Origin of the sequence: Mycobacterium neglectum (genome assembly GCF_002591975.1) — a bacterium.
GTDB lineage: Bacteria > Actinomycetota > Actinomycetes > Mycobacteriales > Mycobacteriaceae > Mycobacterium > Mycobacterium neglectum.
In genome coordinates, this window is the sequence record NZ_NVQE01000022.1 from 63,377 (window position 1) to 86,320 (window position 22,944).

Sequence of the window (22,944 nt, forward strand, 5' to 3'; positions counted from 1 at the left end):
CGGGTTCGGGTTCATCCCGCCCATACGTCTTCGACATAGCGGTCGGAGGCCACCAGCCCGTCCAGCCAATCCGCAGCCTGGTTCTCATCGGCTCCGCTGCGCGCCCGATAGATGTCGAGGAAGGCTCGACGCACGGCGGGCGCCATCTGCGCGCCGTCGCCGCACACGTACACATACGCGTCCTTCGCGGGATCGCCGAGCAGGTCCCAGACGTCGTCGGCGTCGGCGGCGATGCGGTCTTGGACGTAGCGCACCCCGTTCTGCGACGCGCGCGAAAATGCGGGCCGCATCCGCACGATTCCGAGCCTCTCGCCCTCCTCGAAGTCCTCTCGGAAGATGTAGTCGACGACCGGGTCGCGGACGCCGAAGAAACACAGCGCCGAGGTGAACGGCTCGCCGGATTGTTTGGCAGCCAACCTGTCTCCGAGGAAACCGCAGAACGGGGCGACCCCGGTTCCCGCGCTGACCAGGATGACATTGCGGCTGGGATCGGCTCCGGCCCGAAAAGCCTGTCGGGCCTGATCGACCCGGGCCCTGATCAGCTCCCCTGGCGCGATCGCGCCGAGATGATTGGAGGCCACCCCCTTGAACAGACCGTGACCGGAGCGGGCGGGAGCGCCCAGCACGCTGACGACCAGCCCGACGACTTGCGGGGACAACCGCGATGACGAAGCGATGGAATAGTGCCGCGGCGTCATCGGCTCGAGAAGTTCAAGCAACTCTTCGTCGGTCACCTCGCACGCGGGGAACTCCAACAGGCATTCAAGGGTGCTCAGTACTGTAGGTTCGCTCGCCGCCGCGAGTTCTTCGAGGCGCGCCCGCTCCGGCACACACGGATTGGCCGCCGCCAGCCGCTTCAACTGGCTGCGCGACGCCGGCTTTCGCAGCTCCACGAAGTGCGTGAGCAACTCGCGCACGCTGACTTCGCGATCCAGAGCGATGAGCCGCCTGGAGGCGCGGCGCGGGTTGATCGACAGACGCAGATCCGGCTGGATCTCCAGAAGTTCGATCACCGTGTCGACCAGTTCGGGCGGGTTGTCGGCGAGAATGGTCAGGTGGTCGCCGGTGTGATAGTCCATTCCCTCTGGAAGGGCAATGCGCACATAGTGTTTGGCTGAGCCGAAGGCTTGGTCACTGACGAGCTCGGTGTTCTCGAGCACGGTCATCGGTGTCACCGCGAAGCGGGTGTCGATCGCCGTGGTCACCGGGCCGATGATCGGGTGCAATTCGTAGAGCGGCTCATCTGTGTCGCTGACGGGGGCGGCGTCTGGATCGCCGAAGCGCTCGGTCACGGCCGCCCAGAGCGCGGTGGAGAACTCTTCGACGGTGCCGGTGAGGTCACCCGAGGTGTCGGCCGAAGCTCGTGGGACCAGGCAGGTGCCGCCCAACTCGGCCAGCCTCTCGTCGATGCGCTTGGGGATGGCCTGATAGGTGTCGGCCCAGTTGTGGTCGCCGACTCCCAGCACCGCGAACAGCGGTGCACCTTCCAGCGCCGCGTCCCCTCCGGTGAGCCAGGCCAGAAATGCGCGGGCATCGTCGGTCGGCTGGCCGTTGTAGGACGAGGCGACGATCAGCGTGACATCGGCTGCCGGCAATCGGCCCGCTGCACTGTCAAGCGGCGCAACGGATGTCTGGCAGCCCTTGTCGGCGGCCTCCTCAGCCAGCTGTTTGGCGATCGCCCGGCACGTGCCCAGGTTGGAGCCGTGCAGCACCGCCAGCGTCGTGCCGGCCTTGACCGCTCCCACAGGGCCGGGCGGCGGTTGGGGGGAGGTGGCTCCCGCAGTCGTGACGTGGGTGCGACGATCGTCGGGACTGCGCCGGACGAGGTCCAGATGGAACCCGACCGGGCGCCGACTCGTGGCGCTATCCCATTGCAGCGCATAGTGTTGCGAGTCGATGAGCCGGTAACGGTGGAAAATTCGTGCGATCGCCAGGGTGGCCTCGTGCAGGGCGAACTGACGTCCGATGCACGAACGTGCCCCGGTGCCGAACGGTTTGAACAGACCCGCTGAGCGGAACTCGGACCGCTCGGGAGAGAATCGGTCGGGGTCGAAGAACTCGACGTTGTCGCCCCACCCCGGCTGACGGTGCAGCGATCCGGTGAGCACCGAGACAGCCTCACCCTTCTTGACTGGGTATTGCCCACCGATGACGGTGTCCGACAATGCCATTCGATCAAATTCGAGCACCGGCGGGGATAGCCGCAGCGTCTCATTGATGACCTGGCGCAGATAGCTGAACTTGCCGATGTCGTCGTACGTGGGCAGGTAGTCGTCGTCGGTTCCGAACACCTCGTCCACCTCGGCGCGTACGCGGGCCAACACCGCGGGGTGGTGCACAACGTTGTACACGGTGTTGGGCATCAGCTCGGAGGTCGTCAGTTGGCCTGCGATAAGGAACGTCATGATCTGGTTGTTGATGTTGTCCCGATCGAGCAGCGGCGCGCCGTTGGCGTCGTGGCCGAGCATGACGAACAGGAGGTCGTCCGCCGCATCGGCCGCACCGGATCGGTGTGCGACGGTCAGTTCATCGAAATAGGCGTGCAGATTGGCTAGTTCGGCATTGAACTGGGGCGTCGTCCCGTTCTGGAAAACCTCGGACAGCGCCGCGGTGAAGGTCGCGGGGATCGGGGCCAGTCCGTCGTAGTCATAGGAGTTGAATCTGGCTCCGAATCCGGCCAGTCCGACGGTGTCCATCGCGAGCTTCTGAAGGTCGGTGGACACGTCGACCGGCTGCTTGCCGGCGCTGACGTCCCAACGCTTGATGAGCTCGCAGTTGATGTCGAGCATCGCGGAGTGGTAGTTGCGCAGCCCGGCGTAGCTGAAACCGGGCAGCAGGACGTCATGCGCCTTCTGCCAGTTGGACTCGCCGTAGTAACTCGTGAAGAGTCCGTCGCCGGCCAGCGGCCGGACCCGGTCCAGCGATTTGGTGAGGTTCTTGGCGAAGCGGTCTTCGTCGCACAACTCCTCGACCAATTCGGCAGAGCAGGCATAGAGCTTGCGCTCCCCGTCATAGTCGGCATAGAACAACGGGCCGTGCAGTTCGCCGAAGAGGTCAATCGGCAATGCGTAGGGGCGGCCGACCAATAGTTCCGGGCCAGGAAGAGCGCCCTCGGCGGAGGGGACTCCGTCCAGTTCCGGGGGTGGCGACGGTCCCAGTTGCATCCAGCGGAGCGTAGTCTCTCGGGTGCTCTTGACCGGCGCAGTTGTCCGAAATTGATCTTGGCGCGCTGCCTACCTACCCCAAGGCGCTGTATCGCATTGGCTCATGCTGTCGCGCGCAATACCTCCACCCGCCTATCGGTGAGGAGAGGGCGAATCAGCCCCACCACCAGCTCCTGGTAGTGGAGAGAATTCACGTGTGAGATTTGTGCGTCCTCGTCGCGGTAATGCTCGATGAGCACGATGGTGGTGGAGTCGTCAACGTTTTGAAAGGCTTCGTAACCGAGGCATCCGGGTTCGGCCAACGCCTGGCGGCGAAGCGCCGCAACGTGTTCCAGCACCGTGTCCAGCGAGTTGGCGGTGGTCTGCCAATGCGCGACAACAACGACAGGTTCGTCGGCGGTCATCGGGTCTGCTTGAGCGCGTCGACCAGCGCCTCTCCGACCACTGCCCCCGATTGCGGGTTCTGGCCGGTGATGAGGCGACCGTCGACGACGAGGTTGGAATGCCACGGCTCGGTCGCCTCGTAGAGTGCGCCTTCTTCGCGCAGCGCCGCCTCGAGATCGAAGGGCACGTCCTTGTCCGCATATCCGTTCTCTTCCGCGTCCGAAAAGGCGGTGAGCTTGCGGCCACGCACCAGGGGCGAGCCGTCGTCGAGAGTGACACCCAGGAACGCCGACGGACCGTGGCAGACGGCGGAGACGATGAGACCGGCATCCCACGCGCGGATCACGGCGTCCTGCACCTCCGGATTGCCGGTGATATCCACCATCGGTCCGAGTCCGCCCGGGAAGAAGACCGCGTCGTAGTCGAGCACGTCGACTTCGGACAGCTTGCGGCTGCGTGACAGTCGTCGATACGCCTTGCTCTCGAGGAAGGTCGTCTGCCCGGGATCATCGGCGTCGAACCCGTCCTCGGGCGGCTTGCCGCCCAACGGCGAGGCGAATTCGACGGCAATACCGGCACGGTCAAGCGCCTCGAAGGGGTGGGCGATCTCGGGGAAAAAGAACCCCGTGGCGCGATTGTTCGGGCCGATGATCGCCGCGTTGGTGGCAACGAAAAGGACGTAGGGAACTGGCACGGCACACTCCTTGGCTTAGTCCACGGCGATGAGTTCGAGCTGAATGTTGTCCGGGTCGCGGAACACCACCGTCGAGTAGGTGATGGGTTCCGTTTCGTCGACGATGCCCGTATGGCTGACCCCGAGCGCGTCAAGCCATGCGGTCCAGACCTCGAGTGCAGCGCGGCCGGCGACGCCGAACGAGACATGATCCAAACCGGTGCAGGCCTCGTCGAACGGTTCGCCGCGATTGTGGACGTTGCGGTGCAGTCCGAAGATGAGACCGGATCGAGGCTCGGGTAGCAGCACGCTGTAACCGGTTTCCTCCCGGCCGTGGTGAGGGATCGTGATGTCCAACCGTTCGGTGCGGAACACCCGCTGGTACCACGCGATGCTCGTCTCGAGATCGGTGACCGTCAACGACACGTGATGAACTCCGCCCACCCTGGCGTCGACGGTCGCGCTCAAGGTACGTCTCCTTTCGGCCGGTACCCATTCTTCGGCCTGGGACCGGAACGCGGAGTATGTCCCCGGGTATCGAGTTGGTCTGCGCGATAGCACGGTCGATTTGCACTAGGCCAGCGAGCAAAGCGCCAGGGATTGTAATCTCGTCTGGTAACTGAGCTGGGCCGGAGCATGGTTCGCGCAGTACGCAATCGGTCGCATCGATCGGAGAGTGACGGACTTGGGTGTGCCCAGTGGACACGTCGACATCCGTGGCAACGATGGGACTGTTCCGGATGTTTCCCTGCGTCTGCAGATCCTCGGTCCGCTGCGGGTTTGGCGCGACGGTGTCGAGTTGGACGCCGGGCCGCCGCAGCAGGCGTGCGTGCTCGCTCTGCTCCTCGCCCGGGCAGGGCGACCGACGAGCACCTCCGAGCTGATCGAACTCATCTGGGGCCATGAGGCTCCAGCGAGCGCCGTCAACGTCCTCCACAAGTACATCGGCACGCTCCGGCGCGTGCTCGAACCCGCACTGCCGGCGCGGGCAACGGGGTCATATCTGCTCCGTCGGGGCAACGGATATCTGTTCACGCCCCGACCCGGCGTACTGGACCTGGTCAGCTTCCGCGAATCCGTCGTCGCCGCGGAAGCCGCGCTGTCACACCACCGCCGAATCACGGCGCTCGACGATTACGCCGCGGCTTTGCAACTCTGGACCACCCCGGCGGCAGACGGCCTGGCGCAGGGACCTGCGGCGGTCGCCGACTTCTCCGGGCTGAACAACGAGTTCTTCGATACCTGCACGGCGGCAACTGAACTCGCGGTCGCACTGGGCCGGCCGGAGCGAGTGTTGGCACCTCTGCAGTTGGCCGCCCGGATGGCACCTCTGCACGAACCACTGCACGCGAGCCTCGTCACCGCGCTGGGTGCCGCCGGGCGGCAGGTTGAGGCGATCTCGGTCTTTCGTACGGTGCGCGCCCGTCTCGCCGACGAGCTCGGGCTCGACCCGGGTCAAGCCCTTGACGACGCTCACCACCGAGTGCTCACTCCCGCCCCGGATGCCGCAGCCGGGGTGGCGGTTGGCGAAGGACCGGTTGGCCGAGCCGACGAACTCGCCGTGCTCCGACAGGGCATGGATCCGGCGTTCCTCAGTGGGTCGGGACTTGTGATCGTGGAGGGCGAGCCGGGCGTCGGCAAAACGCGCCTGCTGGAAGAGGTTGCGGCCGAAGCAGATCAGCGCGGCGCACGTGTCGTATGGGGGCATTGCATACAGGGAGACGGAACGCCGTCGATGTGGCCTTGGGTGGAGGCGATCCGCACGGTGATGGACGCCCTGCCGGCAGCAGTCAAGGAGAAGTGGCTCGCAAGCGATCTCGGCCGCCTCGTCGAACCGCGCGACGGCGTCCTGGGCGGATCGGTGTTCCCAGACAGCGGTGGCCAATTCCGCTTGTTCGAGCACGTTGTTGGTGTCGTCGGCGAAGTCACGTCGCAAGCTCCGCTCGTCCTGGTGATCGACGACCTGCACTGGGCGGACGTGGCCTCACTGCAGCTGTTCACCCACCTGGCGGCGCGGTTGCCCGCGGGCACCGTGCTCGTCGGGGCACTGCGCGACCGGGCGCCGACGCCCGGCACGGAGTTGGCCCGCATGTTGGCGGGCGCGAGTCGGGTACCTGGACACCGCCGTATCCGGGTCGGCCCGCTCGACCTCAGCGAGGTGTCCGAACTCGTCCGCCGCGAGACTGGCCGCGATCCCGGAGCTGACGCGACCCGAAGCATCTACGCCCGCACGGGTGGTAATCCGTTCTTCGTCCGGGAGCTGTCCAGGATCTCCGCGAATGGCGGAGCACGGCATGCCGACGTTCCGGCGACGGTGCGAGACATCGTTCGGGACCGGCTGGCCGACGTCGACGACGAGGTCAAGCATCTGCTGGAGGCCGCGGCGCTCACCGGCCGCGAAGTCGCCGTGGGTCTGCTCGCCCGAGTCGCCGGCCTCGACGTGCAGACATGTCTGGATCGACTCGAGCCGCTCGAAGGCCTCGGTCTGGTCGCGCCGATGCAGGACCCCCACGCGTTCCGATTCGCACACGACCTGGTCCGCGAGTCGGTCGTCGCGACCACGCCGCCGGGTCGCGCCACCCAATTGCACGTGCGCATCGCCGACGCACTCGAGCGCACCGAGGCGGTCGACGAATCCGTCACCGAACGCCTTGCGTATCACCTGTGGTCGGCCGGCCCGCTCGCCGACCCGGCCAGGACGGCGGGCGCACTGATTCGTGCGGGCAGCGTCGCCGCGACGAAATCCGCCCTCGACGCGGCTGAACGACACCTCCGTTCGGCCGTTCAGATCTCGCGGGACACCGGTCTGGCGGCGCTCGAATTCTCTGCTCTGACACAGCTGACCGCGGTAGTGGGAATGCGGTCCATGTACGGCACCGCGGCCCTGGACTTGCTCGAGCGCGCCGAGCACCTCGCCCGCAGCCTCGGCCGAGAGTTGGAGGCCACCGGGTTTCTCTTCTCGCGCTGGACCGCTCATCACCAGGCCGTTGAATTCGACCGAAGCGGTTCGCTCGCCCGCCGCTTGCTCGAGCAGGGCTATGAGTCGTCTGATCCGATGCTGCGCACCTACGGGATACAAGCCTGGGGAATTCACCAGTACCACATGGGCAGCGTCGGAGAGTCCCTCCGGTACGTGAGCCAATCGAGGGAGATCTTGCTCGCGGGTCTCGCGCAGCGCGAACAAGATCCGGTCCGGGGCGACCTGCAGTCACTCATGATCGGAATGCTTGCGGAGATTTCTGCCGTCCACGGAGACGTCGACGCGGCGCGGGCACTGCTCGACACGCTCGAAAACGCCGCCGACAGCCCTTACCGAATCACGGTGTGGGCCACCATGGTGTGCAGAGTGGCCTCGCTGGTCGGCGACCCCAAGTGGGCGCTGCGTGCGGCCGAGCGGGGGATCGCGGTGGACCCGGGCTTCTCTTTCGTCTTCCTCGGGACGTACCAGCGGCTGGCACGATGCTGGGCGTTGGCCGTAACCGGCGAAGACCAGGGCGCAAGCATTCCCGAGGCCAAGCGGATCATCGCCGCCAACCTGCTCGATCCGCCCCGGTCGTGTGTCGCCACCTGGTATGGCCTGCTCGGGGAAATGCAACTGGCTGCCGGATCCACCGACGACGCCACCGCAGCCCTCAACCGCGCCGACTTCTACCTGAACGCGTACGGGCAGCGCTACCCCGAGGGCCTCATCGGGCTGCTGCGCGCGCGGCTTCTGCACGCACGCGGAGAGCCGGTCGCTGCCGTGCGATCGGTCGCCGAAGCTGCCCGCGCGCTGTCGATCGAGCGCGGCGCGCGGCTGTTCGCCGCGCGGGTTGACGAATTCCTGGCCGCCCTCGACTGAGTCCACAAAGCGTCCACTTATCGTCAACACGACCCGGATACGTTCGCGGTTGTGGCGGCCGACATCGTCTTGATCCACGGGCTGTGGGTCTCGCACACATCCTGGCAACCGTGGGTGGAGTACTTCGCAGGCAACGGGTATCGCGCGATCGCACCTCGGTGGCCCGGCGAAGCCGACACCGTCGAGGCGACCCGAGACAACCCAGGCGCGCAGGCGGGCTTCGGGCTCGACCAGGTGACCGAGCATTTCGCGGCGGTCATCGAGCAGTTTCCCAATCCGCCGATAGCTATCGGCCACTCCTTCGGCGGGCTGATCGCGCAGAAGCTCCTCGGCCAGAACAAGGTGGCCGCCGCGGTCGCGATCGACCCCGCACCCATGCAGGGCGTCAAACCGTTGCCCTTCGCACAGTTGCGGTCCGCATTCCCGGTTCTGGGCAACCCCCTGAACTGGAGTCGCGCAAAAGGATTGACACGGAAGCAGTTTCGGTATGGCTTCGGCAACACCCTGACCGAATCGGAATCCGATTCTCTGTGGGAAAAGTGGGCGATCCCCTCACCGGGCAAGCCGCTCTTCGAAGTGGGGACGGCGAATTTCATCCCGAGTTCGCCCGCCAAGGTCGACACCTCCAACACATCGCGTGGACCGCTACTGATCACGGCGGGCACGGCCGATCACACCGTGCCGCTCGTCAGCGTCAGGGCAGCCTTCAAGCGGTACTCGAAGTCTTCGGCCGTCACGGACTTTCATGAGTTCGACGGCCACGGCCATTCCCTGACCGTAGATCATCGCTGGCCCGAGGTCGCCGATGTCGCACGCTCCTGGCTTGCCGACAACGGCTTCGCCGGTACGAACCCGTGACGTGATAGGCATGTCGGCCTCCACGCAGCTCCGTGCGGAGCTGAGCAAGCGCGCATGCGCGCACGGCGCCAACAGCGGCGCATGGCCGGGTTTGACCATCTACCGGTTCACGCGGCCCACCCTGCCGCGGTGGGACGAGATCGAATCGCTGTCCCTCGGACTCATCGCCCAAGGGGGTGGAGCGCAGACGGCCGTCGCTGGAGAGCGTCTGCACGGCCAGACCCACTTCGTGGTGATCGGCCGCGGCAGTGACTTCGACTGCCAGATCCTCGAGGCGTCGCCGACCCAGCCGGCATTGTGTCTCGTGGTGCAGATCTCTCCGGAGTTGGTCCGCTCGGTTTCGGAGAGCATGCAAGGCGCAGGTGTGGCACTTGGGCGGCCCCACGACGCCGGAAACGAGTGCGCGGTGGTCACCCCTGACGTGGAGTTGGTGCACACCGTCATGCGATTCGTCGGATCACTCTCGCCTGCATGTGACCGTCGCGTCCTGGCGCCGCTACGCCTGCAGGAGTTGGTCTATCGCGTGTTGCAGAGCGACCTCCGGGAACAGTTGCTGGCATTGGCCGCCTATCAAGCGATGGCCAACCCTGTCGCCGCCGCGCTGGATTACATCCCTGGGCACCTGGCCGAGCCGCTGACGGTCGAAATCCTCGCAGCGCAGGTGTGTTTGAGCCCATCGGCATTCTCCCGGGCATTTCGCGACGTGACCGGGCGCTCGCCGTATCAGTATGTGAAAGCGGCCCGTTTGGATCGCGCACGTCGACTGCTCGACGACGGACGACGCGGCGTCGCGGACGTGTCGCGTGCGGTCGGTTACACGAGCGTCTCGCACTTCATCAAGGGCTTCCGCAATCGGTTCGGCGTCACCCCCGGTGATTACGCAGACGCGCACATGCTCCGGTGCAGGGTTGCCAGCTGACCGCACCCGCCCTCAGCGCGGCAGTGCCGAGTCGAAGAACTCGACCTCCAGGCGCATCGCGCGTTGGTAGGCCTGCCCGACGGCCGGGCTGTCGTCGGCATGCTGGTCGAGGAGCCCTTCGAGCTGCGATGCCAGACCGTCGAAGCCGGGATCGGCGTACGTCTGCACCCATTCCGCGTACGGTCCGGCCGCGTCTGCGTCCAACGATGCCCCGAGCCAGGCGTAGAGGCGCATGCACGGAGTCATCGCCGCGAGCGTGACGCCAAGTCCGCACGTTGCCGCAGTGGCGAGAAGGAAGTCGGTGTAGGCCAGCGTCGCAGGCGAGGGTTCGACGCCGGCCATATCGATGCCCCAGCGCGCGGCATAGGAGTTGTGCAGACGCAACTCGTCGGCGACTCCGGCGATCAGGCCGGCCAACGCGATGAGCGTTGGCGTGTCGGAGCTACGAGACAGGGCCAAAGCGTAGGCGCGCGCGAAGGATTCGAGGAAGAACGCATCTTGGGCGACATAGCCCGCGAAAATCTCACGGTCCAGTGAGCCGTCACCGAGCCGGCGGATGAACGGATGCGCCAACGCGTCGGCGGCGGAATCGGAATTGGCGGACCACAGTCGACGGGAGAGGCTCACGTCAGCGCCATATCCCAGAACGCCACCTCATGCGTGAGCACCTCGGCGACCACGTCGTCGTGGCCTTCGGGGGTGGCCAATTCGCCGAGCGCGTCGACGTAAGCCGCGAAACCCGGCGCGGTCCAGTGCTCCACGAACTCGCGCAGTGGCGACGAGTCCGAGGCGGCCGAGGACCATGCGAGTAGGTACACCTTTTCGATGACCCAGAGACCGGTCAGTGCCCCGTCGACGGGCATGGCGTCCAGGCGCAGCAGCAGCTCGCGGTAGGCGAGCGTCGCAGGCAGCGCCTGCTGCTCCAGTTCGACGTCTCGGCGGGTGGCCTGCACCTCGAACCAGTCCAGCTCGTCGACCAGTGCGACACTTCCCCCGGCGAGCACTCCCTGAGCCGGGCGAGGTGCGCGCGCGAGCAGTCGCGCCTGAAAGGTGAGCAGATCGGCGACAAAAAGCGCGTCCTGAGCCAACCACCGGTTGAAGTCCGTGTCGGCGATGGTGCAGTCCCGCACCGCGTCGAGAAACGGATGCCGGGTCGCGGCGGTCCACAAGGCATCGAGCACGCCCGAAAGACTAGTCCCACGTCGAGAAGTCGTTACTCGCAGGCAACAACTCTGAAATCGGATCTGGGAATGCCCAGTGGATGAACAGTGAACAAGCCGCCGAGATGATCACACGGGGTATCGGACGTCGCCGATTCGTGCAAGCGGTGGCCGCATTGGGCGCAGGAGCAGGCGTCGTCGGTACGGCATCGTGTACCTCCTCCACGGGCGACGGCAGCGGGGCGATGGCCAGCGTCGCCGAGATTCTCCAGCCGGGCGGCGGCCCCATGCCCGGTGACCACTACCTCAGCTCGCACCCTGACCAGGTGTTGTGGGGCTACGTTCCCACCGTGCACGCGCAGTCGGTGCTGCAGATGAGATCCGGGCAGACCGTCACCATCGACACCGTGTCACACGAGGGAATCCTCGAAGATCAGGGCCGAAATCCGATCGAGTACTTCGGCGGCCACGACGTCGCCGAAGGTGATGTGTTGAAAGATGCGGTCGATATCGCCGCGGGATACCGACGCACTCCGCGCGACTTCGACACCGACGGTCCCCACGTCGTCACCGGCCCGATCTTCGTCGAAGGCGCGCAGCCGGGCGATGTCCTCAAGGTCGAGACACTTGAGGCCACTCCCCGGGTCCCGTACGGCGTGGTCTCCAGCAGGCACGGTAAAGGGGCGCTGGCACTTTCCGCGAAGGGCGAAGCCCCGGCCGGTATCGGGATGGACGAGGTGATGCCGCCGGTGGCGACGGACGGGCGCAAATCCAAGGATCCGACCAAGTACGGAAACGTATCCACGTTCACCGTCGTCGAAGACGGCAAAGGCGTGATGCCGTTCGGCAATGCGGCGGTGCGGTTTCCGTTGCGGCCCTTCATGGGGATGATGGGAGTCGCCTACGTTGATGCGCCCGGCCTGACGTCCCCGAATGCCAACTCCGTTCCTCCGACGCTCGGCGGCGGAAACATCGACATCAGCCTGCTGGCACCGGGGTCGACGTTCTACCTGCCGGTCTTTGCAGACGGCGCGCTCTTCTACGTCGGTGACCCACACATGGCGATGGGGGACGGTGAAGTCGCGCTGACGGCGATGGAGGGATCGTTGCGGGGTACGTTCCGTCTCACAGTGTGCAAGAAGGGTACCGCTGATGCGCCGTCGGTCGCCTACACGTATCCCTTTGCCGAGAACAAGGATTCGTGGATCCCGATCGGATTGTCCGACCCCGACGGTGCGGCCAACGCGCAGGGCAACGACCTCGATGTCGCGATGCGTCGTGCAGTGATCAATGCCTTGAACTTCCTCGAGGACGATCGAGGTATGGATCGGCCGACGGCGTACGCGTACCTCTCTGCGGCGGCGAACTTCGCTGTCAGTCAGGTGGTCGACAAGACGGTCGGGGTGCATGCCCAGATCCCGAAATCGCACTTCGAATAGTTAGCCGCCGGCCGCCGTCCACGCGTAGGGCAGGAACTTCCCGTCGAAGGTCACCACCACCCGGTCTCCGTCAGGATGGGCCTTGCGCTCGACATCGAGGCTGAAGTTGATGGCGCTCATGATCCCGTCGCCGAACTGTTCGTGGATGAGCTCCTTGATGGCGCCGCCGTAGACCTGAAGTGCCTCGTAGAAACGGTAGATCGTCGGATCGGTGGGTACCGCGCCGGGTAGTCCACCGCGCATCGGTACCGCCGCCAACACCGCCACCGCCGACTCGTCGAGGCCGAGCATGTCAACGAGTACCTTGCCGGACTCGGCCGGAAGCGGGTGTTGGCCTTGCAGCGCCGCGACTGTCCACACCACCGGCTTGTCGATGGCGTCGGCAAGCTGCTGCCAAGTGAGTCCCTTGGCTAGACGAGCGGCGCTGATTTGCGCCGTGACCTCAGCCCGGCTCATGCGTTCGCCTCGGCGGGCAGCTTGAAGTCGGCGGGATCGGTCGGACGATTCCACTCGATACCGGTGCGGGCGTGCGTTGCGTAGAGCGTGAGCCCGACGAACGCGAGTCCGCCGACGAGATTGCCCACCACAGTGGGGATCTCATTCCAGATGAAATAGTCCGCGATCGAGAAGTCGCCGCCGAGCATGAGCCCGGACGGGAAGAGGAACATGTTCACCACCGAGTGTTCGAAGCCCATGTAGAAGAACAGCATGATGGGCATCCACATGGTGATTACCTTGCCCGTCACCGAAGTCGACATCATTGCTGCGACGACACCGGTCGAGACCATCCAGTTGCAGAGCACGCCGCGGATGAAAAGGGTCAGCATCCCGGCGGCACCGTGGTCGGCGTATCCGACCGTGCGGCTGGTTCCGATCTCCCCGAGCTTCTGGCCGACCTCGTTCGGATCCACGGTGAATGCGTAGGTCACGGTGATGGCGATCATCAGCGCCACGGTCAGCGCGCCGAGAAAATTACCGACGAAGACCAGGCCCCAGTTGCGCAACATCGACCGGACCGTGACGCCACGCCGTTTGTCGAGTAACGCCAGCGGAACCAGCGTGAATACTCCGGTGAGCAAGTCGAAGCCCATCAAATACAGCAGACAGAAGCCGACCGGAAACAGCACCGCTCCGACAAGGGCGTTGCCCGTCTGCACGGTGATCGTGACCGCGAACGCAGCGGCCAACGCGAGGATGGCGCCGGCCATGTAGGCACGGATCACGGTGTCTCGGGTGGACATGAACACCTTGTTTTCACCGGCGTCGATCATCTTCGTTACGAACTGCGGGGGTTCCACGTAGGACATGGTGTCGCTTCTTCCGTCGTCGACGTGCGATCAGCGCCAGGGCGTCGATGGCCGGGCGGCATTTAGGTATCTGCGCGAGCCTGCCCGACGGCCGTGTCATCGATGTGAAGCGGCGAACAGGACCATGTCACGTTCTCTTCACTACCCGGCGGGGCCGGCTGTGAGGCCGAGCGCGTTCTGAGTTGTTCGGCGCGGCGAGCCCTCGAATCCGCAGGTAACGTCGGCGTTGATGACAGACACCCCGGCCGACGTAGTCGAATCGATCGACCCGCCACGGCGGTCCCGCCATCTGCGGCGCCTGGCGGTGGTGGTGGCCATCGTGCTGCTGCTGTTCGGGGTGCCGTGGTGGACGCTGCTGGCGTCCGGTGCGGCCTGGCCGACGCCGGTGTTCGTGGCGGGCACACTCATCTTCGTCTCAGCGGCTATCGCCCTGCCGTCGCTGATGGTGCTGGGACACGGCCGCAGGCATCTCGACGGGGCCGCCGCGGCCGGCGACGCGCTACTGGGCGCGGCGTGGGTGCTGTTCGTCTGGTCGGTGTTGGGCCAGGTCGCACGCCTGGTCCTGCTCGCCGCGGGTGTCCAGGATCCGGCGCGGTCACGGTGGGTCGCGGCCGGTGTCCTCGTCGTCGCGGTGGTCCTCCTCGGGTGGGGTTACGTCGAGGCGATGCGAGTTCCGCGCGTTCGGGAAATCGAGGTGACCATCGACCGGCTCGGCCGCGGTCTGGATGGCCTGCGCGTCGCCCTCATCACCGACACTCATTACGGTCCGATCGACCGGGCGCGGTGGTCGGCAGCCGTCGTCGGGCGGGTCAACGGCCTCGGCGCCGACGTCGTCTGTCACCTCGGCGACATCGCCGACGGAACGGTCGAGGTACGCGAGAAGCAGGCGAGCCCGTTGGCGTCGGCCCGGGCCGCCGCGGCGCGTGTCTATGTCACCGGCAACCACGAGTACTTCAGCGAGGCGCAGGGGTGGCTCGATTACATGGAGAGCATCGGCTGGGCTGCGTTGCACAATCGCCATGTCGTCGTCGAACGCGGTGGTGACCGGCTCATCGTCGCCGGGGTGGACGATGCCACCGCCAAGGCGTCCGGCGTCCACGGACATGGCGCAAATCTCGATGCCGCGCTCAGAGGTGCCGACCGCGCGCTGCCGGTGTTCCTCCTGGCGCACCAACCAAAGCAGATTCCGCACGCCGTACGGGCGGGCGTCGATCTCCAGGTTTCCGGACACACCCATGGCGGCCAGATCTGGCCGTTCAATTTCCTTGTCCGACTGGATCAACCGGTGGTGCAGGGACTGAGTCGACACGGTGAGCGGACTCAGCTGTACACCAGCCGCGGCACAGGGTTCTGGGGGCCGCCGTTCCGCGTGTTCGCTCCCAGCGAGATCACCCTGCTGACCCTGCGCTGCGTGCCGAATAGCACTGGTGGGCAACGAATGTGAACGGTAGGCGGAACCGTCGTCGCGGCGTCCGCTGATATCGGCGGCCCGGGCGAACGCACTCCCAGATGGGCACGGTTCGCCCAGCCACACCCCACGGGTTTGAACCGCCACTTTGTCGGATATGGAACAGGCATGGTCGCGCTTATGACCCCGACGCATCGCGGGCACATCGATTCCTGATCAGTGATAGATCCTGCACGTACTCCGAACACAGACCGACGCCGGCGCGGACTGAGAATTCCGCTGGTCGGGCGTCGTGATCCCGCTCCATCCGCCGGACAGCGAACCAGGCAGTCCGGCGGCGCCGACGATCTGCACACCCGCAAGGTTCTCGATCTGACTGTTCGGCTCGCCGAGGTGATGCTGTCATCCGGCTCGGGCACCGCGGATGTCGTCGTGACGGCTCAAGACGTGGCCGCGGCCTATCAGCTTCATGACTGTGTCGTCGATGTGTTCGTCACCACCATCTTCGCCTCAGCGCTGTCCACGGAGGCCAGCCCGCCCGTCACCATCGTGCGGTCGGCCCACACCCGGTCCACCGACTACTCGAGGCTGGCGGAACTTGATCGGCTGGTCCGGCGGATCACCTCCGGCGGTGTGTCGGTCGAGTCGGCCCACGAGGCGATGGACGAGTTGACCGCGCGCCCGCACCCGTACCCGCGCTGGGTGGCGACCGTGGGATGGGCGGGCTTCGCCCTCGGCATCGCGATGCTCTTCGGCGGCACGTGGTTGACCTGCCTTTTGGCTGCCGTCACGTCAGCGGTCATCGATCGGGTGGGTCGGCTGCTGAACCGCTTCGGAACACCGATGTTCTTCCTGCAGGCGGCCGGAGCGTTCATCGCCACCCTTGTCGCGGTGGCGGCCTACCGGTTCGCCGATCAAGGGCCGACCACATTGGTGGCCACCGGGATCGTGATGCTGCTCGCCGGTCTGACCCTGGTCGGCTCGGTACAAGACGCGCTCACCGGATACATGCTGACCGCCGTCGCTCGGCTCGGTGACGTCCTGTTCATGACGGCGGGCATCGTTGTCGGCATTCTTGCCGGACTTCAGGTCGCTGCCCTTGCCGACATCACGATCAGGCTTCAAGTCGATGCGACGCAGACCTTCTTCATTCCGAGTGGGCCGGGCCCGATTGCGCTGGCCGTGTCGGGTGCGGCGTTGGCGGGTGCATGCCTGACCATCGTCAGCTATGCACGTCTGCGCGCCGTGGCTACCGCCGGGGTCGTGGCCGGCCTAGCCGAGTTGGTACTGATCGGGCTGGCGAACGGAGGATTGGGCCAGGTGGTGGCCACCGGGACCGCCGCGGTCGGGGTCGGCTTGCTGGCGACGTTGTCGTCGATCCGGCGGCAGGCGCCGGCTCTGGTGACGGCCACCGCCGGAATCACGCCGATGCTGCCGGGCCTTGCCGTGTTCAGGGCGGTGTTCTATTTCGTCGTCGACAAGGACTACGGCCAGGGGATCGCTCAAGCGGCGGCCGCTGCGGCGACGGCGCTGGCGATCGGCGCCGGCGTGGTGATGGGTGAACTGCTCGGTTCGCCGCTGCGCTACCGGGCGGGGCGGTTGGGCAATCTGTTGCGCGTGCGAGGGGCACCCGGTTTGCGCCGTGCGGTGGGCCGGGCGGTGCGACTCCGACCGACCGTGCCCCAGACGCGGGCCGCCGCGGCCGCCGAACGAGCATTGAGTGTCGCACTGGAACCGACACCCGCCGACGATGTGGGCGAGACGCGTGAACGGCGGGAGCCCGACGGCGACGAACAGTAGCGCCCCGCCACTGTGCCGTACTAGTGGCCCCGCCACTGTGCCGTACTAGTGGCCCCGCCACTGTGGCCTGCGCTTCTCCCGCCACGCCTGGATCCCCTCGGCGACATCATCAGTGGCTGCGGCGACTTTGCGCATCGTCTCACCGAACCGGACGGACTCGATCCACCCCATGTTCGCGGTGCGCCACGCGACCTCTTTGGTGGCGCGCTGTGCCAGGGGCGCGGCCTTCGTCAGGGTCTGCGCCCATGCGCGGGCCTGCGCCTGCAGATCGTCGGGTTCGACCAGCTTCCACACCAGGCCAACCTCTTTGGCGCGTTCGGCCGTCATCGGTGCACCGGTCAGCAGCAGTTCCATGGCGTCGGCCCAGCGCAGCCGCTCGGGCAGGCGAATCGCTCCGACGATGGTGGGCATGCCAAGCGTCACCTCGGGGAACGAGAACGTGGCCGTAGTAGAGGCAAAGACGAAGTCGCAGAACAGAACTCCCGTCACACCGTAGCCGACGCACGGGCCGTTGACGGCGGCGATCGTCGGCTTGAACAGTTCCATCCCGCTCTCGAACGAATTGATTGTCGGCTTCTCCCAGAACGTGCCGCCGAAGGTGCCCACCGACCCCTCGCCGTCCTTGAGGTCGCCTCCGGCGCAGAACACGCTGCCGTTGGCAGTCAGAATTCCCACCCACGCGTCTTCGTCGTCGCGGAACCGCTCCCACGCCGCGTTCAGCTCTTGCCGGAGAGCGCCGTTGATGGCGTTGCGCGCCTCGGGCCGATTGAGCGTGATCGTGGCGATGTGATCGTCCAACTCGTAGGTGACGAGGCTCATGGCGCCACGATGCCATGTCCAAGCGCTGGGGAGGGTGACCGAAGCGGCCGGGCGAGACATACCGTCGGACGATGAACTTCGAGGAGTACCGGACGTACGACGCCACCGGGCTGGCGAAACTGGTCGCCGACAAGGAGGTGTCCGCGGCCGAGCTGCTGACCCTCGCGCGGGAGCGCGCCGCCGTGGTGAACCCGCGGATCAACGCGATCGTGCGCGACGTCCCCGCGGCACCTACGGCCGATCTCGGCGGCCCGTTCGCCGGCGTCCCGTTCCTGATCAAGGACTTGTCGCAGGACTATGCCGGTCTGCCGACATCGAATGGCTCACGTGCGCTGATGTCGGTGCCCGCTGCCGCGCACGCCACCGTCGTCCAGCGCTGGATCGACGCGGGGCTGGTCATCTTCGGCAAGACCAACACCCCGGAGTTCGGGGCGAAGGGGATCACCGAGCCCGTCGCGTGGGGTCCGACCCGCAATCCGTGGGATCTCCAGCGCTCGCCGGGTGGCTCGTCGGGCGGATCGGCCGCCGCGGTCGCGGCGGGGATCGTGCCGTGTGCCGGTGCGAGCGACGGTGGCGGGTCGATCCGCATCCCGGCCGCCAGCTGTGGGCTGGTCGGTTTGAAACCCGGCCGTGGGCTGACGCCCTCGGGGCCGGCGACGGGCGAGTCCATGCATGGCGCGGCCGTGCAGGGCGTTGTCTCGCGCACGGTGCGCGATACCGCCGCGATGCTCGACGTCATCGGCGGCGGCGAACCGTCCGGACCCTTCGTGCCCGGCATGCCGGACGCACCGTTCGCGTCGTCCGTCGGAGCAGACCCGGGCACGCTGCGAATCGGCGTGCGAGTGCCGACGGCGATCAATCCCTCGCCGCATCCCGAGGCGTACGCGGCCGTCGAAGCGACCGTCAAGGCGTTGACCGAGCTGGGCCACCACGTCGACGAGCTGCCGCAGGCGCCCTTCGACGATGCCGCGCTGGCGCGGGAGTTCCTGCTCGGGTGGTTCGTCTACACGGCGTGGGAACTCGCCGAGGCCAAGCGCGTCAGCGGCGCCGGCGACGAGTCCTTCGAGCGCGACACCCTGATCATGGCGGCACTCGGTCGCGCGACCCGCAGCGTGGACTATGTCGATGCGGTCCAGAAGCGTCACGAGCACACCCGCCGCTTGACCACGTTCTTCGAGTCCTATGACCTGCTGATGACCCCCTCACTGGCCACTCCGCCCCCGAAGATCGGCGAATTCGATCTACCCGTCGCGTTGCAGCACGGCGCAGACCTGTTGATCAAGACGCGCACGTCCCGGATCTTGCGCTTCACGAAGATCGTCGACGACATGGTGGACAAGAACCTCGGCTGGGTGCCGTACACGCAGCTGGCAAATATCACTGGGCGGCCCGCGATTACGCTGCCGACGCACTGGACCGCGTCGGGTATTCCGTTGGGCGTGCAATTCGTCGCCCCACTGGCGGGCGAGTCGCTGCTCATCCGGTTGGCGGCCCAGCTCGAGCGGGCATTGCCGTGGGCGGATCGCGTCGCACCCGTCTAGTGGTGCGCACCACTGTGGGTTTGACCTGAACCGCAGGTGGAAATGCAAATTCCATGCATCCGCTTCCGATTCTCCTGGTCAGCGCCTTAGCTCTGACCTCGTGTGCCGCATTCGCCAATCAGGCCGCCACCGAGTCCTCGACGACCGGCGCGACCACAGTGGCCACACCGAGAACAGAGGCAACGGCCACGCCCACCCCGATTCCCTCGACCGATCGAATTCCGCCCATCGGGGACGTCTCACTCGAGATGGACGACCGCGGCGATCTGGGACAGATCATCGTCGACGGTTCGGGCCGCACCGTGTACGCGTTCACGTCGGACCCGTTGAACGAACCGACCTGTTACGACGCCTGTGCCGACACGTGGCTGCCGATACTGGCCAAGGGCAATCCGGCGGGCGGCATCGGCATCGACGCGGCCGCGGCGGCAACGACTCCGCGCCGCGACGGCGCCAACCAGGTCACCTACAAGGGCCACCCGCTGTACCACTATGCGGGCGACAAGAGCGATATGGACGCCGGGGGACAGGGCTTGGACCTGTTCGGCGGCGAGTGGCACGTGCTGACCAAGGACGGGCAGCCGTTGGCCTGACGAGTCAGTACGCGTAGCGACTCACGCGCTCCGGGTGGATGACGAAACGAACCTGGTCCTCGGCCAGAATCTCGGCGAGATCCTTTGCACGTGCTGGGTCGTCGAGGTCCCAGTAGCGCGCGGCCAGTCGGGCGGCCAGGTCCCGTCCTCCGTCGGATTCGACCGTGGCGCGGCCGGCGACGGATACCCACCTCTCTCGTTCACCCACCGGCGCGGCGATGACGAGTGAGGCACGCGGGTCGTCACGCACGCGCCGTACCTTGAGAGTGTCTGGGCCCGTGAACAATTGGACCGTGCCCTCGTCGGTGGCCTCGAACCACACCGGCCGGGGCTGTGGCGGAACAGGGCCCTTGGCCACGGACAGGAATCCGTGCAGGGGGCGCCGGAGGAACTCGAGGTCCTGGGCAGTCAGCGAATTGTCAGAACTCATTTCTTCGATGACTCGTCGTCCTCATCAGTCTCCGTCGGCAGCGCCTCTGCTCCCGGGGTGGCGGGTGTGGTCAGAATTTCGTCGGCTTCCTTCGCGGGCTCCGGAGTCGTCATGACTCACTTCTACCCGCGATCCGACCGGCGAAAACGGCGCGTGAATTAGTCTGTGCGGTCGCTGAATCGGGACAGGTACAGCCATGTCGGCCGCGTCACCCACACGTATGCGCCAAGGCAGTGACATGCGGCAACGTCAGACCTCGTGTACGACGTGTCGTCGCCGGTGGGGCATGATGCGCAGGTGACGTACCGCCCGCCGACCTTGGCCGACGTTATCGCCACCCTTCACGTCGATCGTGTCGACGACGATCATTTCCGCGCCGGACAGCTCGACAATCCGGCCCACCACATCGTCGGCGGCCATATCGCCGGGCAGGCGCTGATGGCGGCGAGCCTGACGGCGCCCGGCCGGACACCGCACAGCATGCACGTGTACTACGTGCGAGCCGGCGACGCTCGCGAGCCCGTCGACTTCCTCGTCGATGTGGCGCGCGACGGCGGCTCGCTGTCGACCCGCCAGATCACGGCGCGCCAGAACGGTCAGATCCTGCTCGAAGTACTCGCGTCGTTCAGTGCGCCGATCGAGTCGCTCGACTACCACCAACCGATGCCCGACGTCGCCGACCCGGAAACCCTGCCGCCGATCCAGGAGCAGTTGGCGGACTACGCCGATGAGCTCGGCGGGCACTGGGTACGCCCGCAGGCCTTCGATCTGCGCTACGTCGACGCACCACCCCGCCTGGCCCTGGAGTTGCCCGACCCGCCTGGACGAATGCGAATGTGGTGGCGGCCCAACGGCTCCGTGCCGGCCGACGAGGTGTTGCACAGCTGTCTGCTGACGTACCTGTCGGGCACGACGATGGTCGAGGCGGCACTCGCACGGCGGCGACAGACGCCGATCAGCACCTTCAACGCGCTCATCGACCATGCGCTGTGGTTTCACCGTCCCGTCGACTTGTCGGATTGGGTACTGTCCGACCAGGTTTCGCCCAGCGGCGTCGCCGGCAGAGGACTCACGACGTCGACGATGTACAACCGGGCGGGCCAACTGGTCTGCATCGCAACCCAGGAGCTCTACTTCGGCCGTAAACAGGAGGCATGATGTCTACCCCGATCTCTGATCCAATCGAAACCCTGATGCTGGCGAACCTGCTCGAGGTCTTCAACGAACGCGACGAGGCCCCGAGGCGCGCCGCGATCGAACGCACCTACGCACCAAATGTGCGTTGGACCGATGCAGAGGGTGTGAGCACCGGCCGCAATGCGCTCGAAGCGAAATGCGTGGCCTTGCAACAGCAACTCGGAGATCTGCAATTCGCCGCGGCCGGGCCGGTGCACCGCCTGCCGAACTTCGGGTATCTGGCCTGGAATCTCATCGACCCGACTACCGGGCAGGCCGGTATGTCCGGTTTCGACGCGGCGGTGATCGAGGACGGCGTCATCAGCGCGCTCTACACGGTGCTCATACCGCCACAGTGACGCGGTCGCACGCGTGAGATCACCGTGGCGGGGTATCCCAAGCGGGACTTGTCCCCTTCAGGAAGGCATCTATGACCGCGCCACAACCGCGGCTTGACCAGCGGGATCTGGCAGAAGCCGAACGCGTGGTCGCGGCGGTGTCCTCGGCCTTCTCGGCCAAAGTGGTCGGTCAGGAGCACCTGCGGGAGTCGCTGCTCATCACCCTTCTCGCCGGTGGGCACCTGCTGATCGAGAGCGTCCCCGGCCTGGCCAAGACCACCGCCGCCCGCGTCATCGCCGAATCAATCCAGGCCGGATTCCGACGCATTCAGTGCACCCCCGACCTGTTGCCCAGCGACATCATCGGCACCCAGATCTATGAGGCGGCCACCAACTCCTTCGTCACCCAACTCGGGCCGGTGCACACCAATATCGTGCTGCTCGACGAGATCAACCGGTCCAGCGCGAAGACCCAGAGCGCGATGCTCGAGGCCATGGAGGAACGCCAGACCACGATCGCCGGAGTGGAATACGCGATCCCCGAACCCTTCCTCGTCATCGCCACCCAGAACCCGGTCGAACAGGAGGGCACCTACCCGCTGTCGGAGGCACAGACCGACCGATTCATGCTCAAGGAACTCGTTGCGTACCCCTCGATCAACGACGAGGTCGAGGTCGTGTTGCGGATGGACGCCGGCCTGTACGAGAAGAACCACCGCACGGCACCGGTGGTCGGTATCGACGATATTCGGCGCGTGCAGCACCTTGTCGGAACCGTGCACATGGACCGGGACCTGATCGAGTACGCCAGCCGATTGGTGAACGTGACGCGGGAACCCGAGCGGTATCTCGCGGCGAACATCGCCCGGTTGATCGAATACGGCGCCAGTCCGAGGGCGACGATCGCGTTCTGCCGGACAGCGCGTGCCCTTGCCGTCGTCCGAGGCCGCAACCACGTCGTACCCGACGATGTGGCTCGGGTCGCCCATCGCGTGCTGCGGCACCGCCTGATCCTCGGCTTCGAGGCGGCCAGCCTGCAACTCACACCCGACACGGTGGTCGACGCGGTGCTGGCTGCGGTGCGGGTGCCGTGA

General features: G+C 66.2%; 21 protein-coding genes. 11 read left to right on the forward strand and 10 right to left on the reverse strand.

Translation table 11 applies throughout. The features are described from left to right. Positions 1-11 precede the first annotated feature (11 nt). From CSQ99_RS18015 to CSQ99_RS18030, 4 genes are all read right to left on the reverse strand, one after another. Complete coding sequence (locus tag CSQ99_RS18015; protein WP_099040372.1) at positions 12-3,164, reverse strand: cytochrome P450; 3,153 nt, start codon at positions 3,162-3,164, stop codon at positions 12-14. 101 nt (positions 3,165-3,265) lie between these two features. Then, positions 3,266-3,568 (reverse strand): putative quinol monooxygenase, encoded by a 303-nt coding sequence (locus CSQ99_RS18020; RefSeq protein ID WP_099040373.1) that lies wholly within the window; start codon positions 3,566-3,568, stop codon positions 3,266-3,268. After that, the gene (locus CSQ99_RS18025; RefSeq protein WP_099040374.1) at positions 3,565-4,242 is read right to left on the reverse strand and encodes a type 1 glutamine amidotransferase domain-containing protein; all 678 of its coding nucleotides are present in this window, start codon (positions 4,240-4,242) and stop codon (positions 3,565-3,567) included. The genes CSQ99_RS18020 and CSQ99_RS18025 overlap by 4 nt, the downstream gene beginning before the upstream one ends. Before the next feature lie 15 nt (positions 4,243-4,257). Then, on the reverse strand, positions 4,258-4,689 hold the full coding sequence (locus CSQ99_RS18030) for a VOC family protein (RefSeq protein ID WP_099040375.1): 432 nt from the start codon (positions 4,687-4,689) through the stop codon (positions 4,258-4,260). Between the two features lie 208 nt (positions 4,690-4,897). On the opposite strand from CSQ99_RS18030, the gene CSQ99_RS18035 reads away from it, so the two are divergent. From CSQ99_RS18035 to CSQ99_RS18045, 3 genes are read left to right on the forward strand one after another with little or no spacing between them, the layout of a single operon-like run. Beyond that, positions 4,898-8,062, forward strand: coding sequence for an ATP-binding protein (locus CSQ99_RS18035; RefSeq protein ID WP_245908977.1), 3,165 nt, complete (start codon positions 4,898-4,900; stop codon positions 8,060-8,062). A gap of 51 nt (positions 8,063-8,113) precedes the next feature. After that, positions 8,114-8,920 (forward strand): alpha/beta hydrolase, encoded by an 807-nt coding sequence (locus CSQ99_RS18040; RefSeq protein ID WP_099040376.1) that lies wholly within the window; start codon positions 8,114-8,116, stop codon positions 8,918-8,920. Between the two features lie 10 nt (positions 8,921-8,930). Beyond that, positions 8,931-9,839, forward strand: coding sequence for an AraC family transcriptional regulator (locus CSQ99_RS18045; RefSeq protein ID WP_176561079.1), 909 nt, complete (start codon positions 8,931-8,933; stop codon positions 9,837-9,839). Between the two features lie 12 nt (positions 9,840-9,851). On the opposite strand, the gene CSQ99_RS18050 is transcribed toward CSQ99_RS18045, so the two are convergent. Further along, positions 9,852-10,466: a TenA family protein gene (locus CSQ99_RS18050; protein ID WP_099040378.1), complete on the reverse strand. Its 615-nt coding sequence runs from the start codon at positions 10,464-10,466 to the stop codon at positions 9,852-9,854. Continuing rightward, positions 10,463-11,020: a TenA family protein gene (locus CSQ99_RS18055; protein ID WP_099040379.1), complete on the reverse strand. Its 558-nt coding sequence runs from the start codon at positions 11,018-11,020 to the stop codon at positions 10,463-10,465. The genes CSQ99_RS18050 and CSQ99_RS18055 overlap by 4 nt, the downstream gene beginning before the upstream one ends. Positions 11,021-11,100: 80 nt before the next feature. Between CSQ99_RS18055 and CSQ99_RS18060 the strand changes: the two genes are divergently transcribed. Next, positions 11,101-12,438, forward strand: a complete 1,338-nt coding sequence (locus CSQ99_RS18060) for an acetamidase/formamidase family protein (RefSeq protein WP_099040380.1) — start codon at positions 11,101-11,103, stop codon at positions 12,436-12,438. Here the strand turns inward: CSQ99_RS18060 and cynS are convergent, their stop codons facing one another. Beyond that, positions 12,439-12,894: a cyanase gene (cynS, locus tag CSQ99_RS18065; RefSeq protein WP_099040381.1), complete on the reverse strand. Its 456-nt coding sequence runs from the start codon at positions 12,892-12,894 to the stop codon at positions 12,439-12,441. After that, on the reverse strand, positions 12,891-13,745 hold the full coding sequence (locus tag CSQ99_RS18070) for a formate/nitrite transporter family protein (protein WP_099040382.1): 855 nt from the start codon (positions 13,743-13,745) through the stop codon (positions 12,891-12,893). Before CSQ99_RS18070 ends, cynS begins: the two co-directional genes overlap by 4 nt. A gap of 229 nt (positions 13,746-13,974) precedes the next feature. On the opposite strand from CSQ99_RS18070, the gene CSQ99_RS18075 reads away from it, so the two are divergent. Together CSQ99_RS18075 and CSQ99_RS18080 are read left to right on the forward strand one after the other, a co-directional pair. Continuing rightward, positions 13,975-15,189, forward strand: a complete 1,215-nt coding sequence (locus CSQ99_RS18075; protein ID WP_099040383.1) for a metallophosphoesterase — start codon at positions 13,975-13,977, stop codon at positions 15,187-15,189. A 186-nt stretch (positions 15,190-15,375) separates the two neighbouring features. Further along, entirely contained in the window at positions 15,376-16,953 is a 1,578-nt protein-coding gene (locus CSQ99_RS18080; RefSeq protein WP_099040403.1) for a threonine/serine exporter family protein, read from the forward strand. A gap of 45 nt (positions 16,954-16,998) precedes the next feature. Here the strand turns inward: CSQ99_RS18080 and CSQ99_RS18085 are convergent, their stop codons facing one another. Further along, the gene (locus tag CSQ99_RS18085; protein ID WP_099040384.1) at positions 16,999-17,772 is read right to left on the reverse strand and encodes an enoyl-CoA hydratase/isomerase family protein; all 774 of its coding nucleotides are present in this window, start codon (positions 17,770-17,772) and stop codon (positions 16,999-17,001) included. 71 nt (positions 17,773-17,843) lie between these two features. Here CSQ99_RS18085 and CSQ99_RS18090 point away from each other — a divergent pair, with 71 nt between their 5' ends. Both CSQ99_RS18090 and CSQ99_RS18095 read left to right on the forward strand, forming a co-directional pair. Next, positions 17,844-19,313: an amidase gene (locus tag CSQ99_RS18090; protein WP_099040385.1), complete on the forward strand. Its 1,470-nt coding sequence runs from the start codon at positions 17,844-17,846 to the stop codon at positions 19,311-19,313. Positions 19,314-19,366: 53 nt separating this feature from the next. Further along, positions 19,367-19,906 (forward strand): COG4315 family predicted lipoprotein, encoded by a 540-nt coding sequence (locus CSQ99_RS18095; RefSeq protein WP_099040386.1) that lies wholly within the window; start codon positions 19,367-19,369, stop codon positions 19,904-19,906. A gap of 4 nt (positions 19,907-19,910) precedes the next feature. Here CSQ99_RS18095 and CSQ99_RS18100 read toward each other — a convergent pair whose 3' ends face one another. Further along, on the reverse strand, positions 19,911-20,336 hold the full coding sequence (locus tag CSQ99_RS18100; RefSeq protein ID WP_099040387.1) for a pyridoxamine 5'-phosphate oxidase family protein: 426 nt from the start codon (positions 20,334-20,336) through the stop codon (positions 19,911-19,913). A gap of 297 nt (positions 20,337-20,633) precedes the next feature. Here CSQ99_RS18100 and CSQ99_RS18105 point away from each other — a divergent pair, with 297 nt between their 5' ends. From CSQ99_RS18105 to CSQ99_RS18115, 3 genes are all read left to right on the forward strand, one after another. Continuing rightward, positions 20,634-21,494 carry an acyl-CoA thioesterase gene (locus CSQ99_RS18105; RefSeq protein WP_099040404.1) on the forward strand — a complete coding sequence of 287 codons (861 nt, stop codon included), beginning with the start codon at positions 20,634-20,636 and terminating at the stop codon, positions 21,492-21,494. Beyond that, entirely contained in the window at positions 21,494-21,871 is a 378-nt protein-coding gene (locus CSQ99_RS18110) for a nuclear transport factor 2 family protein (protein WP_245908978.1), read from the forward strand. Before CSQ99_RS18105 ends, CSQ99_RS18110 begins: the two co-directional genes overlap by 1 nt. Before the next feature lie 71 nt (positions 21,872-21,942). Beyond that, positions 21,943-22,944, forward strand: coding sequence for an AAA family ATPase (locus CSQ99_RS18115; protein WP_099040388.1), 1,002 nt, complete (start codon positions 21,943-21,945; stop codon positions 22,942-22,944).